The sequence below is a fragment of the Prosthecobacter sp. genome, assembly GCF_044378005.1.
Classification (GTDB): domain Bacteria; phylum Verrucomicrobiota; class Verrucomicrobiia; order Verrucomicrobiales; family Verrucomicrobiaceae; genus Prosthecobacter.
This window is the reverse complement of record NZ_JBILYB010000080.1, coordinates 1-21473: the sequence shown is the minus strand read 5'-3', so window position 1 is coordinate 21473 and position 21473 is coordinate 1. Positions and strand designations below refer to the sequence as shown.

At 61.2% G+C, this 21473-nt stretch carries 17 protein-coding genes; 11 read left to right on the top strand and 6 right to left on the bottom strand.

From position 1 onward, the window contains the following. Positions 1 to 9: 9 nt before the first annotated feature. Positions 10 to 1215, top strand: coding sequence for a magnesium transporter (locus AC6FTP_RS15585; RefSeq protein ID WP_497207840.1), 1206 nt, complete (start codon positions 10 to 12; stop codon positions 1213 to 1215). Here AC6FTP_RS15585 and recO read toward each other — a convergent pair. Then, on the bottom strand, positions 1187 to 1753 hold the full coding sequence (gene recO / locus AC6FTP_RS15580) for a DNA repair protein RecO (RefSeq protein ID WP_497207839.1): 567 nt from the start codon (positions 1751 to 1753) through the stop codon (positions 1187 to 1189). The two genes, AC6FTP_RS15585 and recO, sit on opposite strands and share 29 nt — an antisense overlap. Positions 1754 to 1892: 139 nt before the next feature. Between recO and AC6FTP_RS15575 the strand changes: the two genes are divergently transcribed. Then, entirely contained in the window at positions 1893 to 4100 is a 2208-nt protein-coding gene (locus AC6FTP_RS15575; protein WP_497207838.1) for a hypothetical protein, read from the top strand. A 9-nt stretch (positions 4101 to 4109) separates the two neighbouring features. On the opposite strand, the gene AC6FTP_RS15570 is transcribed toward AC6FTP_RS15575, so the two are convergent. The 3 genes from AC6FTP_RS15570 to AC6FTP_RS15560 form a co-directional block, all read right to left on the bottom strand. Next, complete coding sequence (locus AC6FTP_RS15570) at positions 4110 to 7001, bottom strand: DUF7133 domain-containing protein (RefSeq protein WP_497207837.1); 2892 nt, start codon at positions 6999 to 7001, stop codon at positions 4110 to 4112. Positions 7002 to 7210: 209 nt separating this feature from the next. Further along, entirely contained in the window at positions 7211 to 8389 is a 1179-nt protein-coding gene (locus AC6FTP_RS15565) for a sialidase family protein (protein WP_497207836.1), read from the bottom strand. Between the two features lie 4 nt (positions 8390 to 8393). Beyond that, entirely contained in the window at positions 8394 to 9137 is a 744-nt protein-coding gene (locus AC6FTP_RS15560; RefSeq protein WP_497207835.1) for an RraA family protein, read from the bottom strand. Between the two features lie 116 nt (positions 9138 to 9253). Here AC6FTP_RS15560 and AC6FTP_RS15555 point away from each other — a divergent pair, with 116 nt between their 5' ends. Next, entirely contained in the window at positions 9254 to 10291 is a 1038-nt protein-coding gene (locus AC6FTP_RS15555; protein ID WP_497207834.1) for a substrate-binding domain-containing protein, read from the top strand. Positions 10292 to 10293: 2 nt separating this feature from the next. Here AC6FTP_RS15555 and AC6FTP_RS15550 read toward each other — a convergent pair whose 3' ends face one another. Together AC6FTP_RS15550 and AC6FTP_RS15545 are read right to left on the bottom strand one after the other, a co-directional pair. After that, on the bottom strand, positions 10294 to 12078 hold the full coding sequence (locus tag AC6FTP_RS15550; RefSeq protein ID WP_497207833.1) for an arylsulfatase: 1785 nt from the start codon (positions 12076 to 12078) through the stop codon (positions 10294 to 10296). A 27-nt stretch (positions 12079 to 12105) separates the two neighbouring features. Further along, a complete protein-coding gene (locus AC6FTP_RS15545) occupies positions 12106 to 14457 on the bottom strand; it encodes a hypothetical protein (protein ID WP_497207832.1) in 2352 nt (783 codons plus the stop codon). A gap of 147 nt (positions 14458 to 14604) precedes the next feature. On the opposite strand from AC6FTP_RS15545, the gene AC6FTP_RS15540 reads away from it, so the two are divergent. From AC6FTP_RS15540 to AC6FTP_RS15505, 8 genes are all read left to right on the top strand, one after another. Then, complete coding sequence (locus AC6FTP_RS15540; RefSeq protein ID WP_497207831.1) at positions 14605 to 15357, top strand: glycosyltransferase family 2 protein; 753 nt, start codon at positions 14605 to 14607, stop codon at positions 15355 to 15357. Further along, complete coding sequence (locus AC6FTP_RS15535; RefSeq protein ID WP_497207830.1) at positions 15354 to 16025, top strand: methyltransferase domain-containing protein; 672 nt, start codon at positions 15354 to 15356, stop codon at positions 16023 to 16025. The genes AC6FTP_RS15540 and AC6FTP_RS15535 overlap by 4 nt, the downstream gene beginning before the upstream one ends. A 32-nt stretch (positions 16026 to 16057) precedes the next feature. Then, complete coding sequence (locus tag AC6FTP_RS15530; RefSeq protein WP_497207829.1) at positions 16058 to 16573, top strand: C40 family peptidase; 516 nt, start codon at positions 16058 to 16060, stop codon at positions 16571 to 16573. 477 nt (positions 16574 to 17050) lie between these two features. Next, positions 17051 to 17914, top strand: coding sequence for a DUF58 domain-containing protein (locus AC6FTP_RS15525; protein WP_497207828.1), 864 nt, complete (start codon positions 17051 to 17053; stop codon positions 17912 to 17914). Then, positions 17911 to 18720, top strand: coding sequence for a hypothetical protein (locus AC6FTP_RS15520; RefSeq protein ID WP_497207827.1), 810 nt, complete (start codon positions 17911 to 17913; stop codon positions 18718 to 18720). The genes AC6FTP_RS15525 and AC6FTP_RS15520 overlap by 4 nt, the downstream gene beginning before the upstream one ends. Further along, the gene (locus AC6FTP_RS15515; RefSeq protein ID WP_497207826.1) at positions 18717 to 19685 is read left to right on the top strand and encodes a vWA domain-containing protein; all 969 of its coding nucleotides are present in this window, start codon (positions 18717 to 18719) and stop codon (positions 19683 to 19685) included. The genes AC6FTP_RS15520 and AC6FTP_RS15515 overlap by 4 nt, the downstream gene beginning before the upstream one ends. 47 nt (positions 19686 to 19732) lie before the next feature. Continuing rightward, a complete protein-coding gene (locus AC6FTP_RS15510) occupies positions 19733 to 20503 on the top strand; it encodes an alpha/beta hydrolase family protein (protein ID WP_497207825.1) in 771 nt (256 codons plus the stop codon). Between the two features lie 66 nt (positions 20504 to 20569). Then, on the top strand, positions 20570 to 21211 hold the full coding sequence (locus AC6FTP_RS15505) for a transposase (RefSeq protein WP_497207824.1): 642 nt from the start codon (positions 20570 to 20572) through the stop codon (positions 21209 to 21211). The last annotated feature ends 262 nt before the right edge of the window (positions 21212 to 21473 follow it).

Sequence of the window (21473 nt, the reverse complement as noted above, 5' to 3'; positions counted from 1 at the left end):
TGCCCACACATGAGCACCGAATCCCAGGACGAACTTCTCGACGAGGTACAAACACTCGCACCCCATTCAGTCGCGGATTTGCTGGAGACGAAATCACCGGAGGAAGGTGTCTTTGTGCTGGAGGCGCTGAATCCCATGGTGGCTCAGCAGGTGCTACACGAGATGCAGGATGAGCATCGCTGTCAGATCCTCGCCGCCGCACCCATCGAGAAATCACGCCAATGGATGCACAACCGCCAGTATCCCGAGGACAGCGTCGGCTGGCTCATGGAGTCGCCCGTGGCCGTCTTCCGGCCCACCATGACCGTGCATGACACCATCGAGGCGCTACGCAAGCTCACGAAGCGCGCCTTTATCACCTACGGCTACGTCACTGATGAGGCGAACAAACTCCTCGGCGTGCTCGTCTTCCGCGACCTCATGCTCGGCAAGCCCGAGTCGCTGCTTTCCGAAGTGATGTACAAAGACGTCTTCACTCTCGAGCCCGACATGGCTTTGACCGCAGCGATGAAGAGTACCGTGAACCGCCACATCCCCGTCTATCCCGTCTGCGATGCCGAAGGCCGACTGCTCGGACTCGTGCGCGGCCAGAATCTCTTCGAGGCACGCGCCATCGAGATCAGCGCCCAGGCGGGAACCATGGTCGGGGTGGAGAAGGAGGAACGACTGAGCACGCCGCTGCTGCGCAGTCTGAAATTCCGGCATCCCTGGCTTCAGATCAATCTCCTCACCGCCTTCATCGCCGCCGCTGTCGTCGGCCTGTTTGAGCACACCCTTGAGCGCATCGTATTGCTGGCAGCCTTCCTGCCCGTGCTCGCGGGTCAGTCGGGAAACACCGGCTGTCAGGCGCTGGCCGTCACACTTCGCGGCATGACGATGGGTGATCTGGAGGCGGGTGATGAACGCCGCCTCGTGATGAAGGAAGGCATGCTCGGTTTGTTCAATGGCATGCTCGTCGGCATCAGCGCCGGTCTCGGTATGTATGTCTATGCCGCAATGCAGCACAATCCCGAGGCCGTTGTTCTGGCCTGTGTCGTCTGGCTTTCCATGGTGGCCAGTTGTGTCACCAGCGGCCTTTGTGGTGCGCTTATTCCACTCATCCTTCGCCGCTGCGGTGCAGATCCAGCCACGGCTTCCAGCATCTTCCTCACCACCGCCACAGACGTGGTCAGCATGGGCGTCTTCCTCAGCCTCGCGACGCTGCTTGTGAAGTGATCCAGTCGAGAAGTTGCCGTCGCTGCACGGGCAGCCGGCGGTGAAAGTTCTCTTCAATGGCGCGGGCCGACTCACCAGCCCCCGTGGCACGCTCGCCCACGAGTCCCAGATCCTCTGCCAGCCGCAGCTCGAAGCGCTCCACCAGCGCACGGCTCGGATCATGCTCCGCCAGATAATCCAACGCCTTCACCAGCAGCTCATAAATCGCCTGGATCGGCGCATGTGGTTCCACGACGAGCTCCACGAGCTTCACCAGATACGTCGCTGCTAATACACGCCCATAGCTTTGCCGAAGACCGAGGCGCGGATTCGTCCAACGCGCCTCTGCCAGCGTATGCAGGTCCCCCGACTTCGCGCGAGCAAAGCGGATCTCAGCCGAGACAAAAAGATCCAGCATCCCAGAAAACGCCGACTTCGGACGCAGTGCGCCTTTGGCGATGGTCTTGAACAAGCCCATCTCCGGGCAGCACCAATGGACGATCAGTGTCGTCTCCGAGTAGCGCGTGCGGCCGATGATGATCGCCTCCGTTTTTTCCATGAGGCGAGTCTTCCCGCACTGGCTTCGCAACTCAAGGATGGAAGTGCCCGGCTTGGATCGCAGTGCAGTGGATGAGACTTTGGTCCTATACCGGAAATCTTGTGAAGGCGGCAGTGCGGCAGCAAATTTCTGCACTTTCGTGTCTGATCCACGTTCCAGCTTTTCCTTTGTTACGCCGCCACAGAGCTCCTATTTCCTACGCTCTAAGCTGGCTTGGATTCGCCTGCTTCTGCCCCTCTCGGTGGTGCTGATCCTGCCCGCCGCCTTTGTGACTCTGCTGATTGTTTCAGGCTGGCACCTGACTTGGCAGTTCCACTACGCTGTCGAAGACCTGACGCTGGGGCATGGCCCGACTTGGTGGGCGACCACTCGACTGGGGCTGGTGGCGCTGGGTTTCATCAATTGCCTTCTTTTATTCAAACCCCTGCTGGCAGGTGCTCCGCGCCGCCCATCCACCCGTCAGTTGAGGGCCGCCGGGCACCCGGACCTGTTCGAGTTGATCTCCGATCTCACCAAACTGAGCCGCTCCGTCCCGCCTATGGAGGTGCTGACAGACAACTCCATGAGTGTCCGCATGGAGGTGCGTCATGGCTTCTCCGGCTGGCTGAGTCAGGATCTTGTCCTCATCATCGGACTTCCTCTCGCAGCCAGTTGCACCGTGCGAGAGCTGGCGGGTGCCATCTGCAATCAAATGGGGCGCAACCCCGCCGGCATTCACGGGCTGCTTTTGCAAATCTTTCGTGGCGTCAATGCCTGGCTCGACTGGGCGGTCTGCCGTCGTGATCCCTGGGAGGCGGCGCTGGCCCACGCCGTGAAGGTGGCCCCCAAGAGGACAGCCCGGCGGATGCGACTGCTGCACGGGTTTATCTGGCTCACGCAACGTCCGGTCTGGGGGTTCATGGCCGTCGCCAAAATCGCCAGCGCAGGTCCGCTGCGCCGCATGGTGAGGGAGGCAGACCACTTTGAGGCATTGATCGTTGGTTCGGAGCATTTTGCCGCAGCTCTGCCTGAACGCGGACGGTTTGAGCGCGCCTGGAAGGAAATTTGCCTCAAGGTCCAGTCTGGAATCAAAGTGGAACGGCTGCCGGATAACTTGCCTCTGCTGGCCGCGCGATTCTCAAAGCCGGCCGCGTCAGAACGGAGCAGCGCGGACATCGCCCCGGAAGGCTCCCTGTTCTGTCCCTCGGACAAAGTGCGCATCGACCTGATTGGCAAATTGAACCTGCCCCCGCTGGTGCTTGGAACCGCAGACGCCTCCAGCCTGTTCCGTGATTTCAATGATCTAGCCCGCCAGACCACCCAGTTTTACTACCAGCAGGATCTGGGGCTGAACATCGTACTCTTCCGCATCGTCGCCGCCGAGGAGATCGTGCAGCAGGGACTGAAAGTCACCCAGCCGCTCAACTCTGTGGTCCGATACTTTCGTGGGCTCGCCCATTCGGACCGGGTACTCTGCGGCCTCGTGGCAGGCAGCAACAGTCCCGTCAATCTCGCGTCTTTGAAAAAAGAGATCTGCGAGTGCCGTGCCTGGATGCGGGAGACCTGTGATCTGATGCGCGCCCTGCGGCATGACTGGAACATGGGATGGCAGCGATGCCGTGATCTGGAAATGGGGCACGCCTTTGCCCTCGCACGAATGCCGCTGGACAACCACCAGTATGGCGTGCACGAGCACAGCCCGACGCTCTATCGCGAAGAGTTCGAACGTCAGGCTGTCTCCATGGAGTTCACCGAAGAGTCGCTCGTCATGTATGAAAAGCGTCTGGAGTCGCGCTTCACCGCCGCGCTGGGACTGCTCTCTCTTACACCTGTAAATCTGCTACCGGAAGTCCTCCACAGCCGTCAGGCCTACTTGCCGGATCAAACCTGCCTCTACGTCGTTCTCTCCATGCAGATGGCGGAAATGCGACGCCTTATGACCCTCTTCAATGCCTATCAGGCACTCGGCATACGCCATGTGGATGCGACCGAAAACCCGTCTCTGCACGAAACCCTGCGCTATCTTACACCTAGAATTAGCGGCCTGGTTTTCAACGCACTCACGTCTCTCCGTGCCATGTCATGTCGGCCAGATCTGGGGCCGCAGGTGCCCTGTCTGGCCGCCTACCTCGCCGGGATACCTGTGGAGACTGCCATCGGCATGCTGAATCAAGACTGGGGAAACCTCGCGCTCAGGCCTGGTCTGGGTATTTTGGATGCCGTCAGATTAGGCACCATGGTCGAGCACTTCGTCGATGCGTATTTCGAACTCTATCACCATACGTTTGAATGGCTGGCCGCCACGGCTGAGCTGTCAGAGATTCATTTGCTTGATGCAGATGCACTCGAGCCAAGCCTTGCCGCATGACCTGACGCGTCAGGGCTGGAAGTGAGCCTTCTTCGCATCACCACCGGCCTCAATGAAGGCCAGGAGATCCAGGATCTGCTCTGCCTTCAAAGCATTCAGCAGGCCCGCAGGCATGGGGGATGTTTCCGACACGCTGCGCTCCTTGATCAGACTCTTGCCGACCTCCACCGTCTCAGGCGAGAGCGGATTGGGTTTCAGCACGACAAGCTCATCGTCCTCGCTTTCCAGGCTGCCCATGACCGTGCTGCCATCAGCGCGCTTGATCGTCACGAAGCGAAATTTCTCATCCACAATCTTCGAGGGATTCAGGATGTGATCCAACAGATCACGCCGCCCGAAGCGCGCCGATACCTGCACCAGCTCCGGGCCAAACAAACCTGCTGGTAGGCTGCGATCCGTGCTCATCGTGTGGCAGAAAACACACTGCGAGGCGATGGCCGCCGCCTTGCCTTTTTCATACGAGCGGCCTTTGCCCACTTCGGCGAGTCGCGGCTCCAGATCCTCCAGCTTCCACACGCGGAAGGTGTGACCCGGCATCGCGTGCGGAGAAAGCGCGGCAGGCTTCGGCGGATGCACCACCTCAGCCAGCTTTGACATCTCCTCCGTGCTCAGCGCCGCCGCCAGTTCACTGCGCGTGTCTGAGATGCTTTTGAAGTAAGTGCTCGCCCCGTTGTGCTTCTCCGCACGGTTCAGCGCCTCTAAGACGATGCGCTTCGAGTCCAGCGACCAGCCCAGTTTCAGATAGCGCAGATGCATCGGGTAAAAGATGAGGTCTTCGCTCGCCGTCGCCTCACGCAGCATCGGCAGCGTCTTTGCCAGCACTTGTTTTGATCCGAGTCGAATGAGCAGTCGGCAGAGTTCTTGATTCATCTCGCGCTTTGGCGCTGGATAGAGCGGCTCAAGCCAGGTGAGCAGCCGCGTTCTTTCTTCAGCCGAGGCATCCTCACCCAGCCTAGCAAGCGTGACGCTGAGCGTGCGCAGGGTGGCGAGTTTTTGTTCCGCGCTCATTGGATCCCATGAAAGGGTATCCAGCCGAACGAGAATGCGAGCACGATCAGCGCTTTCGCCCACACGCGCTAAAGCCAGACAACCAAGAATGCCGCGCCAGCCGGCAGATTCCTCAAGGATCTCCTTTATCCAAAGCTTCGTCGGCGCTCTCTCCAGCGCCATCCGTGCCGCATGACGAATGTGACGGTCTTCGTGTTCGAGATGCATGATCGCGGTAAACGCCTCCTTGGCATCCTTCGGCCACAGCATCTCCAGCTCATGGCGCAGCGCCCGCAGGTCCTTGACCCCTTGACCTTCATCTTGACCCTCTTGACCAGCCTTCCCCTCCCACGTCACCCGATACAACCCACTCTGCGTCCCGCGTCCACCCGTGGTGAACCACAGCGCGCCGTCCGGCCCCACACAGGCATCCGTCACGTTCAGCGGACGACCTGACACAAATGTCTCCTGCGTGCCCGTGTAACTCGCGCCTTTCGCATTCAAATGCACCGCGATGATGCGACCGTAGCTCCAGTCGAGGATGAAGAGTGCGTCTTCATACTTCTTCGGAAACTTCGCGCCATAACCAAAACAGATGCCAGTGGGCGATGACAGTCCGATGTCCACCACGCTCGGAAGCGTATCCACATACCACGACGGAAACCGCCCGGTGCCGCGTCGCCAGCCGAAATCCGCACCCGGCACCACATGCAGTACACGCGTCGGCATGTACCACGACGTGCCCACATCGCGCTCCATGTCCGCATCGAAGGTGAAAAGCTCGCCTTCGCGATTGAAGGCGATGTCGAGCGGGTTGCGCAGGCCGCCAGCCACCAGCTCGATGCGGCTCGTCTTTGGATCATAGGCGATCACATGCCCGGCGGGCAGCTCCACCGTGCCGTCAAACATGCTGCCATCCCATGGGTTCGGCAGCACCTGATCATTGGCGTAGTTCCGCAGCGGCGAATCCTCCGCGAGCGGGCTCGGCAGCAGCACGTTGTTTCCATGCGCCACCCAGATGCGCCCATCGGGGCCGAGCTTGATGTGATTCCGCCCATGCCCCACGCCGCCTTCGCTGTGCATGAGTTCCTCTTTTTTCTCGAAGACACCATCGCCATCCGCGTCACGCAGGCGATACAGCCCCTTGCTGTTGTTCGCGTTCGCGTAAAGCACGCCGTGCGCATACACGAGGCCACGACACTCCAGCAGTGTGCTTTCGATCTCCGTCATGCTGCCCGACTTCGGATCGAAGCGCAGCAGCCCCTTCTTCTCTTTGGACAAAGTCACTCGCCCCTGCGGATCAAAGGCCATCGCCACCCACGAGTCTTCACCCGGCTGTGATGAGCGAACCAGCTCAGCCTTGAAGCCGGGCAGCAGAGTGAAATCCTTCGGATCCGTCGCCTGACTTTGCGCACCCGGCTTCGCGAGTTGCCAGGAATTGTAGGCATCAAAGGTCTTCTTCAGATCAAACGGGTTCTTCACTGCATCCACTTCTCCTTTTACGACCACCTTCCCCTCAGGCGATGTCCATGTGGCATCCGTCGGAATCCAGCGCACCGACGCGAGATCGCCATTCAGTTCCAGCAGCGCCGCCACGCGTGGTTTGGCCGCTTTGAGGCGCAGCACATTCGATCCAGGAGTGATTAGCGCGGTGAGATCCAGACTTGCCGCAGGCTGATCGTGAGTCGCCTTGACCTGCTGCACCGGTTTGCCGCTCAAGCTCACCTCCGTGTCCGTCTCGCAGGCGAGTAGCAGGATCGCCTTCAGCAGCCGGCCCTGGGATTCAAAGCGCGTCTCGATCCCTGCTGCCGTCTCCGTCGAAACACCAATCCACTGCGGCATCGGCGGTTGATTCGCCATCTGAGCCTGAGCGATGCCGGAGATGAGGAGCAGGAGAGGAAGGAGCAACTTCATGGAAACAAGATCACGATCCTCCGGACATTCCTTTCATGGGGCTTGTGGAGTTCCCGCCTGACGACCTTTTCGCATGTTACCTTGATGATGGTTGAATCCAGTTTGCCCCGCCGTTTCCGGGCTCTTTCCGAACGCCGATCATCTCTCGCGAGTCGGGTGGTCTGAATCGAAGTCAGTGGGGCGTGGCATGTTACTTCATCAGCGCCCTGTTAGCGGGAAGGGTTCCAAAAGATCTTGGCGAGCAGCACGCGGTTGTTTTCGTCTTTGCGGCTCTCGGGGAAGGCCATCTCGCTGCTGATGACCCAGGTTTCGTTTTCATTCACAACGACGGGCGCGAAGCCGCCGGTGAGATCAAGGCCGGTTTCGGGCATGAGCACCTGTTCGGTGGCACGGAGGACGTGCAGCTTGTCGGGATCGACTTCGGCGATGAAGATGGGCGCGCGGCTGCGGAAGACGTGGTCGTTGTTCGCGCCTTTGCGGCTGTAGATGAGGTAGAGCTTGTCGCCGTGGGTGATCCAATGCTGTTGGGCGTTCGCGCTGAGGAGCTGCTTGCCGTCGTCGAACTTCCACTCGATGGCCGGATCGTAGTTGAGGCCGTCGTTGCCGCGGGCGACGTGGCCATTCTGCTCGCCGCGCATGGTGAGGAAGAAGCGGCCTTTTAACGCGCAAACGGAAGGTTCATACAGGCCGCGAGGGATGCTGATGCTGTGCTCGCTGCCGTGTTCTCGATAGGCGAGTGTCTCGCCATCGAAGGCGCAGCGCGCGACGATGGTGATGTAAACGCGCTTCTTGGGATCGACTCGGTAACGCACGGGCAGGAGCACATCGCCATTGGGGAGATCGTGGCGCTGATGGCAGCCAGCGTTCGGCTCGATGATGGGATTTCCAGCGTGATCCTTCTCAGGCATCTGCATGATCTTCATACTGGTCCACACGTCTGTCATCGGATCATACACCGCATAGGCCACGCGCTCCTGCGAGCGGTCGTCCTTGGCCTTGTTGGTGTTCGCGTTGGCGAGGAAGCCGAAGCATTTGCCGGTGACGAGCAGCTTCTTCGTCGCGGCATGCCATTGCGGGCAAATGTCGCCCATCACGCGCTCGATGCCGTCTTCAAAGCGACGGCGATTCAGCGCGTCGATGCGTTTGGGTGTGCTCCAGGTCTTTGCGTCGTCGGTTGATTCGGTGAGGTAGATGTCGCGGTAGCCATGCGATCCGCGTTTCTCGATTTCTTGAGTCGTGACAATCACTTTGCCTGGGAGGATGGCGGGGCGGGACTGCGACCAATGGTATGCGCCGGCGCTGGTGAGCACGGTGCTGTTTTCGATTTGGAAGTCGGCGGCGCTCAAAGCGCCACAGAGGATGGGATGAATGAGAAGGATGAAACGCATGATGTTACCATTCACCTTCGCGTTGGAATTTGGCTTTGGCGTTCTTGCCGAACTGGGCTCCGGCTTCGGCGAGATTGGCGAGGACTTGGTCGCTGCTGAGTCCGGCGCTGCCACGCGCAGCGGGGATGACGGTCTGGCATTCGTTGGCGTCCATGAAGCGCGAGGCTTCGAGGATCTGCGACTGTGCCTCGGGTTCGATGACGAGGAATCCGTGCTTGTCGGCGTGGATGAGATCTCCCGGGGCGACTTTGCGGCCAAAGACCTCGACCTCGCAGTTCCAGCGCACGGGATGCACATGCGCGTGGCCTACGCAAAGACGGCGGGCGAGCGCTTTGAAGCCCGCGTTGGTCATTTCATCGACATCGCGGATCGCGCCATCGACGATGGTGCCCACGCAGCCGAGGGCGCGGTGCATGTTGCTGTTCACCTCACCCCAGAAGGAGCCGATCGTGCGCGGTTTGTCGAGGTCCTGCACGCAGACGATCTTGGGGCCGGGAATGTTGGCGACATAGCGGCGGTATTCGTTCCAGGCGTCGGGATTGTCCTCACGATGCGTCTTGTTGCTTGGCTCGATCACGACGGTGATGGCGTAGCCAACCATCGGTCCCATCTGTGGCATGAAGTCGCGGGTCTCTTCGAGATTGAAGGCATCGGCGGCAGGATCGCGTTTGGTGATCTGCTCCCAGCCATTGTAGATGGTGGGCGTGTTCCAGCGCTTGAGTTGGAGGAGGTCGGAATGCGGTAGCATGGGAGGGGAAATGATGAATGACGAAACGAGACGTTGCCGCATTTCTCCTTGGTCAAATGCGATGACCAGGGCATGATGATGGTCGAATCATGCACGCCGTTCCACCCAGGCCCTCTTTGATCACACATAGCGCGGACTTTCTGCGCGAGGCTTTGCTGGCGGGTGAATGGACGGACGTTTTGCCCTCCGAGCGCACGCTCTGCACGCGGCTGCGCATCAGCCGCCCGACGCTGCGGGCGGTGCTGGTGCAACTGGAGCGCGAAGGGGTGATCAGCGTGGTAGAAAACAAGAGGCGCCGCATTTTGGCCGCGACGGTGAAACAGCCGGGCAAGACCAGATCGAGAGTGATCGCGCTGCTGTCTCCCGTGCCGCAGCAGGCGATGCCGCCTTTTGTGCTGTTCTGGGTGGATGCGCTGCGCGAGCTGCTGGCGGAGGCGGATTACCAATTGGAAGTTCACGCGAGCGCGCACTGCTTTGTGGCGAAGCCTGCGGGCGGGTTGAAAAAGCTGACGCAGCGCGTGCAAGCCGCCGCCTGGGTTCTCTTTCGTTCGACTCCTGCCATGCAGCGCTGGGTTGCTGATCAAGAGCTGGCGGCTGTGATCGCTGGGTCGTGCGCGGATGGCATCGACCTGCCATCGGTGGACCTCGACTACCGTGCCACCTGCCGTCATGCCGCGACGATGCTGATGCAGAAAGGGCACCGGCAGATCGCGCTGCTGCTGCCGGGCTCCTCGCATGGTGGTGATGTGGAGAGCGAGCACGGCTTTCGCGAAGCTTTCACGACCTCGAATGCCACGCCAATCCTGCTGCAACACCATGAGACCGCCGAGCAAGTCGTGGAGCAATTGGATGTGCTGCTGAAGCGCAAACCCGCGCCGACCGCCTTTGTCGTGGCCCGCTCCATTCACACGCTGACGGTTATCACTCATCTGCTGCGCAGTGGGTACAAGCTGCCGCGTGATTTCGTGGTGGTGTCACGCGATGACGACGCCTTCCTCGAACATGTGGTGCCACGGGTGACGCGCTACTCGGCGGATGCGGCGAAGTTTGCTAAGCGGCTATCGAAACTCGTGCTGGAGTTGGCGCAAACGGGACGCACGAGCACGAAGCCTGTGAGGCTTATGCCGGACTTGAAGCGTGGTGAGACGGTGTGAGATCAGCGCTTGGTGAGCTTCACATGCTTGACGTCCAGTCCTTGTGCGCCGGACAGGCGCAGTGGCTTCAGCGTGAGTCTGGCGGGGCCTTTGGGAAGCTTCAGTGTGCCAGCCTTCAAGGACTGCCAGGAACGATCCCGGTAGCGTGCTTTGCCTTCGGCATCTCGGTGCGGAAGGGGAATCTCCGGCGCTGAAGCTGCGGGGATGGGGACTTCGACGGATTGGCCACCGATGCTGAGGTGCAGCAGTGAATCTGCGGCATCGCTGGCATAGGCGAGTTCGATTTCGTATTTGCCTTCGGACACGACATCGATCTCAAACCAGACCTTGGACTCGGGGTCGGTCCAGCCGGTGAGCCAGTCGTTGGCAAAGCCGGGTCCGCTGGCGAAGTGGAGGGGTTTGTCGAAGTAGGACTGCGGGGCATGAAGTTCGACGGGGTTGTGCCCGGCATGACCCACGGGAAGAGGGAAGCGTTGCATGCCGGAGCTGGAGATGTCGGCAAACCAAGAGTCGTACTGTGCGGCGAGCTTTTGCACGAGGTCGGGGTGCTGGCCAGCGATGTCCTTCTCCTGACCGGGGTCGGTCTCCATGTCGTAAAGCTGCCAGGGACTGGCGCTGGCATCGTTGGATTTGGCTTTGGAGCCACCGGCGGGGCCTTTGATCTCGCGGACGAGCCGATGGCGTTGGGTGCGGACGGCTCCGGGATACTTGTTCGTCTCGTCGATGGGATTGTGGGTGAAGAGCGTGCGTTCGGTCCATGCATCGGCTTTGCCTTCGAGCAGCGGACGGAGGCTGATGCCATCGAGCTTGGGGCCATCAGGAAGCTTCACGCCACAGAGGTCGAGCAGCGTGGGGAAGAGATCAATGTGGGAGGTGATGGGCTTCACGAGCTGCGGCTGCCATTGAGCCGCAGGCCAGCGGATGAAGAGTGGCACGCGCGTGCCGCCTTCATGCACGCTGGTTTTGCCGCCGCGCATTCCGGCGTTGTAGGTCTTCACCCCTGCGGTGCCGCCGTTGTCGGTGAGAAAGAGGACGATGGTGTTGTCCGCGAGCTTGAGTTCATCGAGGTGCGCGAGCAGGCGGCCCACGTTGTCGTCGATGTTTTCACACATGCCGTAAAAGGCGGACACTTTTTCATCGAAACCTTTGGCTTTGAATTTCTCGAAGTACTTGTCCGGCACCTGATAAGGCGAGTGTGGTGCGTTGTAGGCGAGGTAGCAGAAGAAGGGCTGCTTCTGTCTGGCGGTGATGAAGCTGATCGCGTCATCCGTCAGCACGTCGGTGATGTAACCCTTCGTTGGTTCGGGCTGGGTGCCGCGCAGGAGGGTGGCGTCGAAGTAGTTGTTCCAGTGGCCGTTGTTGAAGCCGAAGACATGGTCAAAACCCTGGCCCTGCGGCGTGAAGGGGAATTGCTCGCCGTTGTGCCATTTGCCGATGCAGGCGGTATGGTAGCCGGATGTCTTCAACGCCTCGGCCATTGTGACTTCCGAAGGGCGCATGGCCTCGCGGTTGTGCGTGACGCCGTGGCAGCCGGTGCGCAGCGGCCAGCGTCCGGTGAGCAGGGCTGCGCGAGTCGGCGCGCAGAAGGAGTTTACGAAGAAGCGGTCAAAGCGCACGCCGCTTTGGCCGAGCTTGTCGATGTGCGGTGTCTGAAGGTGCGTGTTGCCGTGGATGGAGAAGTCGCCGTAGCCCTGATCATCGGTGATGATGAGGAGGACGTTGGGCGGTTGGTTTCCCCAAAGCTGTGAACTGATGGCGGAGAGCAGAAAGACGAGCGCGCGAAGCATGACGTGGGAACGCATGATCGCGGCGAATCATTCGAGCACTCCCAAGGCGGACCACAGGCCTGGCTGGGCGACGATCAGGGCCCGCACGCGTTCGGTGAGCGATGTGGCGGGCGGCGGTGACGTGAGGGCGTGGAGGCAGGTCGCTTGTTCGTCTGCCGACAGTTCACGAGCGGCGATGAGGAAGGCTCGGCCACGCTGCGCGAACGTCAGGCGGACGAGATCATCTTTAAAGTTGCCGCTCTTCACCGGACCGAAGCTGATCACCACTCCATGCGCGCCGATGGCGAGAGAGCGGCGTGTCACCGCGTCGGATTCAGCAGTGATGGGCGACCACTTGGTGGCTGCATCCGCCGCATTCGCTGTACTGAGCAGGAAACAAGTGCTGGCGAGAGGGCCGAGCGGGGGCTGGGATAGGTGCGGGGCAGGGGACAGGCTACCCTCCGGGCGCAGCATTTCAAAGCTGACCTCGCTGCCTGACTTCGCGGAGTCACGCCGGGTGCGGAAGGCCCATTCCCAGCCTGGTACGAGTGTCACGACCACGCCGGGCAAAACCTCGGAGAATGCCCCGAGTTGCGCGAGCAAGGTGGCATCGACAGCCAGCACGAGGCTGCGCAGGTCAGCGCACAGCTCGCGCGCGGCCTGGATGATCTCATCTAGCAGCGGTTTCAAATCTCCCGCTGTGCGCACGCGGGCTTGGTTCGTTTTTCGACCCGTGGCGCTCTGGGCGATCCAACTGTACTTCCCCGTCATGGCATCGCCTTTGCAGACGAGGCTGATCCAGACGGAGCCCGCGAGTTCGGCACGCTCGCGCATCTCGCTGGAGATGGACCACAGCTCGACGGTGCGCTGATGTTCGAGGCTTTGTAGCAGCTTCGGTTCTTCATCCAGCGCCTGGACGAGCACCGAGGGCGCGCGGCGTCCGTGCAGATGCTTCAGGGCCAGCAGGCGCAGCTCTTCGGGCAGGCAGCGGGTCAGAGTCACCTCCCGATCCAGCAGCGTCTCGTGCAGGAAGAAGAGTGTCTCTTCATCCTTGATGGCCGTGGGCTCGAGCTTGCCCCAGGCAGTGCGTAGGCAGGCGGTGGCGCGCTGCCATTCGGCCTCATCACGCAGCACGGGCATGCGGCGCTGGTTTTCCCGCAGGGCGCGGGCCAGCTCGATGACGGCCTCGGCAGACTCGGGGAATTCAGCGCGCAGTCGGGCGAGTGTGCCCAACGATTGATGCCGCAGCGCCAACCGGGCAGCGCTTTGCAGGACGTCTTGCTGTTTCTTCAGCGCGTAGGACTGGGCACGTTTGCCGATCCATGCCAGCGCGGCCAGCGGGTGATGCAGCACCACACCCGCACCACGCAGCTTCTGCCAGTCGGCATCGGTTTCGATCTCGGCGAGGAGCTGGGTTTGGAAGCTATCCGCGTCATCGCGGAAGAGCCGTGCGGCCTCCTGGCCTTTCTCAGTCGCGGGACCATCGCCAGGGAAGGGGAGATCGTCCAAACTCACGCGCAGCCCCGGTGGTGCGGCCACGCCGGATTCGGCGTGGAACCAGGCGGCGATGCAGCACCGCTGGCGCAGCGCTTCGGGGGCTCGCTCCGGCAGCAGATGCAGCGCGAGGGCGGTGAGGCGCAGGGCCTCGATGGGCAGTCCGGCGCTGCGATGCAGCGCGGCGGTGTCGAGCAGCATCTCGATCTCCGGGAACCTCGCAGGTGCTTTCGCCGGGCGCAGGCTGCGGGCCATGCGGAGGGTGGTGAGGCTCCAGGCGGCATCGTTTTTCACGAGGTCGCGCAGCGCGGTGATGACCCATCTTTCGAGCAGACGTGGCGGCACGGGCAGCCAGGCTGTCTGCGAAAGGAGGCTCCAATCCACAGCGCGGCCGGCTTTCCATGTGGGGTCCACTTTTGCCAAAACAGTACTCAGTTCAGGCAGCAGACCCTCGCGGCCAGCCGCCACATGTGCCAGCCAGAGTACGAGTGATCCCGCTGGCTCCGTGAGTGCTTTTTCAATACGGCCCAACTCGGTGCGCAGAGCCTCCAGGGCGCGGGTGGAGCGCGCTCCTTCGATGAGCCAGCCGACCACGAGCACCAGCGCGGGCACGGCCAGCGGCAGCTCGCGCTGCTTCAGGGCGCGGGCGGCGAGATCATTCAGGTCCAGGCGCTTCTCGGGCGGAGAGTCGGGGCAGTGCAGATGCCGCCAGAGCTGGTAGTCCGGGCGCGGGCCGTGCTTCGGGTCGCGGGCGCGCCAGAAATCGCGCAGGGCGGCGCGGGTGGGCTTTCCTTCCTGGGCTTTGCGCCAGGCGTCAAACTCACGCGAGATCTCCGCCAGCGATGTGGTGGAGATGGGTGGTGTCGTAGCAGGGCGATGAGTTGGGCGACGGCCAGGGGGGCGCATGATGGGGGCGCGGATGCTACGCAGGCAATGCCTGAGAGCAAATGAGGTAAACGTCGGCTTCTTTGCGGCTGCATGATCAGCCAGCAGATGGGATGGACAGCGGGCGATTCCTCCCCACCGTGCGCGCCCTTTTCCCGACTGCCTTTTTTGAAACTCCTCGTCCTCATCCCCAGCTACAACACAGGTCGCATCCTGCCACAGACCGTGGCAGACGTGCTGGCGCACTGGCCGGAGGTCTGGGTGGTCATGGATGGCAGCACCGATGGCAGCGCTGATCTGTTGAAGCCTCTCCTCGCCGTGCACCCCGGCCTGAGCGTGATCGAGATCCCGAAGAACGGTGGCAAAGGCGCCGCCGTGCTGCACGGCATCCGGCTGGCCCAATACGCCGGCTTCACCCATGTGCTCACCATTGATGCCGACGGCCAGCACCCGGCGGAGGACATCCCGCACTTCATCGAGCTAGCGCAAAAGCACCCCGAGGGCGCGATGATGGGCTGCCCGGTCTTCGGGCCTGAGGCGCCTCAACTGCGCGTGCAGGGCCGCAAGATCTCCAACGGCTGGGCGAACATCGAAACCCTGAACTGGGGCATCCCCGATTCGCTCTTTGGTATGAGGCTGTATCCCATCCCGGCGCTGCTGCGGGCCTTTCGTGGCACGCTTTGGGCTCGCCGTTTTGATTACGATACCGAGATCGCCGTGCGCCTCGCCTGGCAGGGCGTGCCCATGATCGCCGTGCCGACCAAGGTGCGCTATCTCACCCCCGAGCAGGGCGGCGTCTCGCAGTTCCGCTACTTCCGTGACAATACCCTGCTCACCTGGATGCACGCGCGTCTCCTCATCGGCTTCCTTTGGCGTTTGCCGCTGCTGCTCCTGCGTGGGCGCAATCCCCTGAAAAAATGAGCAACGCCGTCCCCAGTCCTCACGCTCTCGAAACCATCGCCCGCCTCTGCGAAGGCCGCTGGGAGCTGCACTACACGCGGTCAAAGCTGCGCAGCGACCCCGTGTACTCCGCCGTCATGCGCGAGGTCACCGGCAGCCCCCTCCCACTGCTGGACATCGGCTGCGGCATCGGCCTGCTTGCCCATTACTTGCGCGCCTGCGGCCATGCGGCACCCGTCACCGGCTTCGACTACGACACGCGGAAGATCCATTCCGCCCAGGCCATGGCCGCCAGGGCCGGGCATCGCGATCTCGCCTTTGCCTCCGGCGATGCCCGCACCGGCCTGCCCGACTTCACTGGGCATGTCGTCATCCTGGACATCCTGCAATTCTTCACCGAAGCCGAGCAGGACGCCCTGCTCACTGCCGCCGCCGCCCGCGTGGCCGCAGGCGGGAAGCTCATCATCCGCTCCGGCCTCCGCGATGACTCCTGGCGCTTCCGCATCACCGTGCTCGGAGATTACATCGCCAAGCTCAGCTTCTGGATGAAAGCCGCCCCCACGCGCTATCCCGATGCCGCGCAGTTCCAGCGCGTGCTCACCGCCGCCGGACTCAAAGTGCGCATCGAGCCCATGTGGGGTGGCACCCCCTTCAATAACTTCCTCATCGTCGGCGAACGGCGCGCTTGATCCAGCAGCGGCTTTCTTCATAGCATCACTGCATGTCTCCCCGGACCTGGTTCACCCTGATCTTTGCCTTCACTGCCGCTACTCTGCTCAGCAGTTGCGGGTCCAAACCCAGCCGCTGGGAGTACAGCTACTCGCGGGGAAAAACTGCCGTCATCGTCGGCGGCCGGGCCGTGCCACCCGCCGGATTGCCCAGGCAGGTCATGCAGATCATCAATGCCGGAAACCAGATCGTCGGGCTGCCTTACAAATATGGCGGCGGCCACCGCAGCTTCAGTGACTCCGGCTACGACTGCTCCGGCACCGTGTCCTACGCCCTGCGCGGCGCCGGCTTGATCAAGAGTCCCGGCACCTCCGGCAGCTTCCGCAGCTACGGCAGCCGCGGCGTCGGCAAGCACGTCACCGTCTATGCCAAAAGCGGCCACACCTTCATCGTCGTCGCTGGCTTGAGGCTAGACACCGGCTACAACGGCGAAAACGAAGGCCCCAAATGGTCCACCCGCTCCCGCCCCATCAAAGGCTACGTCGCGAGGCATCCGCCGGGGCTGTGAGTCAAACGAGTTATCCTACTCGCACACGGGTGTGGCAGGGTTGGAACCCGCCGGGTGACTTCCTTGTCGATGTGTCGGAACTCCTTTTGCCTCCAGGACTTCTGGGCCACCGAAGCCTCGTTCAGCTTCATCATGGTGGCCTTCAATCGAATGAGCTTGTTCCGGTACTTCGGGCTCAACAGTCACAACCAAGCCATCTTGGCGACACTACGATCCTATGGCTTTGCAATAGGCGGCTGGGTCAGCCAGCACGCAAGAAAACGAGTGCTCAAGCTCTCACTATTCCGTCAAAAACGCCATTAGATGGGCACCATCTTCCGCCAATCGAAGCCCGCCCACCACCGTTCGCTTACCCCTTTGCATAATCAGGGTTTACGCCTCAGCGCAGAGGCAGAAAAAACAGCGCGTGAGCGCTCAAGGAGAGCCTTTTTGCAAACCCTTGCTTTTAATCAGCGTCTCCTTAGTTGGAAACCTCCCATGCAACGCCAAGTCCAGCTCAATCCCGATCCCGTCGATGCGCGGCAGTTTGAGGTTACGGTCAAGCAACTGGCCAACAGCCTCAACTTTGGTCAGGAGGAATCCGTCTTCCACGGCGGCGGCCTGGAGTATGCGCAGTCGCGACTCTATGTGGCGGGCGATCCGGTGAAGTTCATCGACTGGAAAGTCTCCGCGCGTGTCGGCAAGCTGTTCATCAAAGAGTATCAGGAGCCGAAGCAAATCCCGCTCTACCTCCTGCTCGATACATCGGCGTCGATGTGCATCACCTCGCAAACGCTGAGCAAGTATGCCTGGGCTGTGCGCATCGCCACCGGCATCGCGCTCGCCGCGCAGACCAGCATGACGCCCGTGGGCCTGCTCGGCTGCGGTGCGCGTGAGTTGCATGTGCGGCCCACGCTTTCACGCAATCTCGTCATGGAATGGTCGCATAAACTGCGGCTGCACGACTTCCTCGAAGAAACCTCGCTCGCCAAACGCGCCCGCGAGGTCGCGCCATCCCTGAAGCGTCGCACCACCGTCATCGTGCTTAGCGATCTGCATGATCCCGATGCCTTCGCGGCACTCCAAGTGATGTCGCAGGAGCATGATTGCCTCGTGCTGCATCTGCAAGATCCTGCCGAGCTGAACATCAAAGGTGCGGGCATCTTCCGTGGCAGCGAGGCCGAGTCAGGACGCAGCTTTGTCGGTCACGGACGTCGTGCCTTCATCAAGAGCGAGGAATGGAAAAGCGAACTCACGCGCTTCGGCATCGACTACCTGCTCCTGCGCACCGACCAGCCCATCCTCGGCAAGCTACGCCACTTTTTAAACCGACGCGGCTTCGGAGGTAGCTCGGGCCGATGAAACGCAAGCATGCGCTCTGGCTCGCTGCGTTCATCGCCTTCGTTGTGGTCGTTTACATCGCCACGCGAACCAGCGACGACTCACTGCGCGTGCCGCTCGGCGTCGAGCAGGCAGCCATCGTCACTTACAGCGGCCCCTTGCTTGCTGTCGCACCGTATAAGTGGGGCGTGGCGGTGAACGTGCGCATCGCCGAGATCACTGAGCGCCCGGATCGCCGCATCTACGACTTGCGATACATCGTCAATCGCGCGGGCACCTTCGATCTCAAGGACTACCTCGTCGCCGATGATGGCAGCACGTTGGAAGGTTTGCCGGCGTTCAAATTCGAAGGCGACCCGAAGCTCTCGAAGAACCTCGACACGCGCATTCAGGAGACCGAGGAGATCCGCGTCGATGTGGGGGGTCGCTATTACGAAACGATGGCCGTGCTCACGCTGCTATGGATCGGCTGGCTGCTCCTGCTCATCTTTTGGAAGCGACCGAAACCGCCCGCAGTGCCCGATGCAGGCCCGCCGCCGCCCACGCTCGCCGAGATGATGCGCAGCTTCCTCGTGCAACTCGAAGCGGGCACGCTCAACGCCGATGCGAAGGCCAAAATGGAAATGGCCATGCTGCAATGCTGGCGCAACGAACTCGCGCTGAATGCCGAGCCCATGCACACCTCGCTCGACCAGATCGCAAGCCATGGCAGCACCGGCGAGGCATTGAAGAAACTCCAGCACTGGCTGCATCATCCCAGCTCACCCGTGCCCAGCGCTGACATCGCCGCCGTCATCAAGCCTTACACGGTCGAACCCGCCACATGATTTTCCAGCATCCGCAACTGCTTGGCCTGCTCGCGCTGCCCGTCATCCTCGCCTTTTGGGAATGGACGCGGCGCGGACAACCTATCGCCATGCCCTTTGATCATGGGCATCAGGGACGCGGACGCATCCTGCAGTTCATGGTGCTGTGCGCGAACTGCCTGCCAGCGGCACTGCTCGCGATGGCCATCGTTTTTCTCGCGCATCCGATGACCTACACGCCGCCGGAAGTGGAGCGGAAGCTCAACAACGTGCAGTTCGTGCTCGATACCTCCGGCAGCATGGCCGAGGACCACGGCTCGCAGGCCAAGGGACGTCATCGTCGCTTCGACTCCGCGATGGATGCCATCGAGCAGTTCATCACCTATCGCCAGGGCGATGCCTTCGGGCTCACCATTTTCTCGCGCACCTTCATTCACTGGCTGCCGCTCACGCTCGACACGCAGTCGATCCCGCTCTCGAAGCGCTTCATCGAACCGAACAACCCGAAGCTTGATCCGCCTTCGATGGGTCGCCATGGACTGCCCGATGCACTCTGGGGCGGCACCTTTATCGGCAAAGCCCTGCATGGTGCCGCCGATCTGCTCGCCCTGCGTCCCACCGGCGACCGCATGATCATCCTCATGACCGATGGCGAAAGCAGCGACATTAATCCGCCGCTCGATGCTGCCGTCATCGAGCATCTGCGCGCTGAAAAGATCACCGTCTTCACGATCATGCTCACGGGCGACAAAATCTCCGAGCCACTCACCAACATCACACGCGCCACTGGTGGTGAAGTTTTCAACGCCGTCACGCCCGAGGCGCTGGCGAGCGTCTTCAAGAGCATCGACGAGATGAAAAAAGTCGTCGTGCTGGAGAAGCGTCCGCACGTCATCGACTTCTACGATCCCTTTTTCATCCCGGCGCTCAGCGTGCTCGGCGTGAGCGTGCTCGCGCTGTTCGGACTGCGGTTCACGCCGTGGTAGGATTGGCATGAAGAACACCGCCACCTTCGTTTACATCGATCCAACCCATGAAACTCATCGCCTTGCTCCTGTCGCTCGCGTTTGCGCATCAAGCCATCGCTCAAGACAGCCTACCCAAAAAGGCCGAAAAATTCGAGGTCGGCGGCAACAAAGCGGTGGTTTATGCCGCGCCGAAACCTGCCGAGGGCAAGCCATGGCTGTGGTATGCGCCGACCTTGAACGGCGGCGTCTCGATCGTGGGGCGGAAGATGTATTTCGAGGCCTTCATGAAGGCGGGTATCAGCATCGCAGGCTTCGATCTCGGAGAGGTGCGCGGCTCACCAGCGAGTTCGGCGAAGTTCACGCTGTTTTATGACGACATGGTGAAGCGCGGCTTTTCCGCGAAGCCGATCCTGCTCGGCCAGAGCCGCGGTGGCATGATGACACTCGCGTGGGCGTTTCGGAATCCCGACAAAGTGCGTGCCTGGGTGGGCATCTATCCCGTCTGCAATCTCGCAAGCTGGCCGCTGAAGAACTCGAAGCCACAAACGCTCGCCGACTTCGCGATGACCGAGCCCGAACTCGTTGCCAAGCTTAGCAAGTTCAATCCCATCGACAATCTCGCCGGACTCGCCGCGAACAAAGTGCCCATGTTCGCCGTGCATGGCGATTCCGATGTCGTAGTGCCGTATGATTTGAACACCCAGCTGCTCAAAGAACGCTACGAAGCTGGTGGCGGTCAGATCAGCGTCAAAGTCATTCCCGGCGAAGGTCACAAGGTCGGCCCGTCGTTCTTCGAGTGCCAGGAGCTGGTCGATTTTGTGCTTGGTCTTCCGTAGCTTCGAGTGGCACTTGCCTTGTGGAAACCATTTTCCTGATTTTGGCAAGAGTGATCAAGAAACGGAATGAAGTCACGGATTGAACAAGTCGCGCAACTCGCCATGAAGCTCGGAGCAAGGCATCTGGCCGATTGCGGCTCGATCAAAAGCCGCCATGACTTCACGCAACGGCAGTTGATGAGCAGCCTGATCCTCAAGACTTATCTCAAGACGACCAACCGAGGAGTCATCGACTGGCTGGAGGGCCATTCCGGGCTGCGCCGCGTGCTGGGCTTGCAGCACAAGCTGCCGCACTACACGGCGTTGCAAAAGTTCAGCGCACGCAAGGACGTGCAGGCGGCGTTGAAGGCTGTGGCGAAGAAAGGCGGCGTGCAGCAGGCCACAGAACTCGCCCTGGACGCCACCTGGCTGAAGCCGCACGGCACCAGCGCCCACTATGTCAGCCGAGCTGGGCGGCAGAAGAGCCGGCATATCGAGAGCTTCTTCAGTGGGATGAAGCGACTGTGCGGAGCGGCATTGAGCGCCCGTCGCGAAATCTACCAGCGCCAGCAAACCGCTCTGCGAGTGCTCGCCTACGCCCTGCACCGTCAGGGGGCTTTTCACCCATTGATCTTTTCAACAGGCCAAGTGACACTCGAACCGGCTTGGATTCTGGAGCGAATGGAGGCCGATGGATACTCGGCTTCGATTGCCAATCTTATATCATAGAGCCCTTTTTTCTCGAAGGGAAAACTTCTCAAAGCTCACATAATCAAGGGGTTATAGAGATCGTGTCGCCGGAGGTTGACACCTCATCCGGTGGTATGCAGGACACAATTAGGACAAGCGAGGAAGGCACCCGTAAAAGAGGGCGGCCATTCTTGAAGATCAAGCATGGCAGCGCTGTGGTGCCGATCTACAAGGGCCGTGTCCGCAGGTGGGATTGCTACACCGTGGCTTATCACATGAACGGCAAACGCGTGCGGCGAAA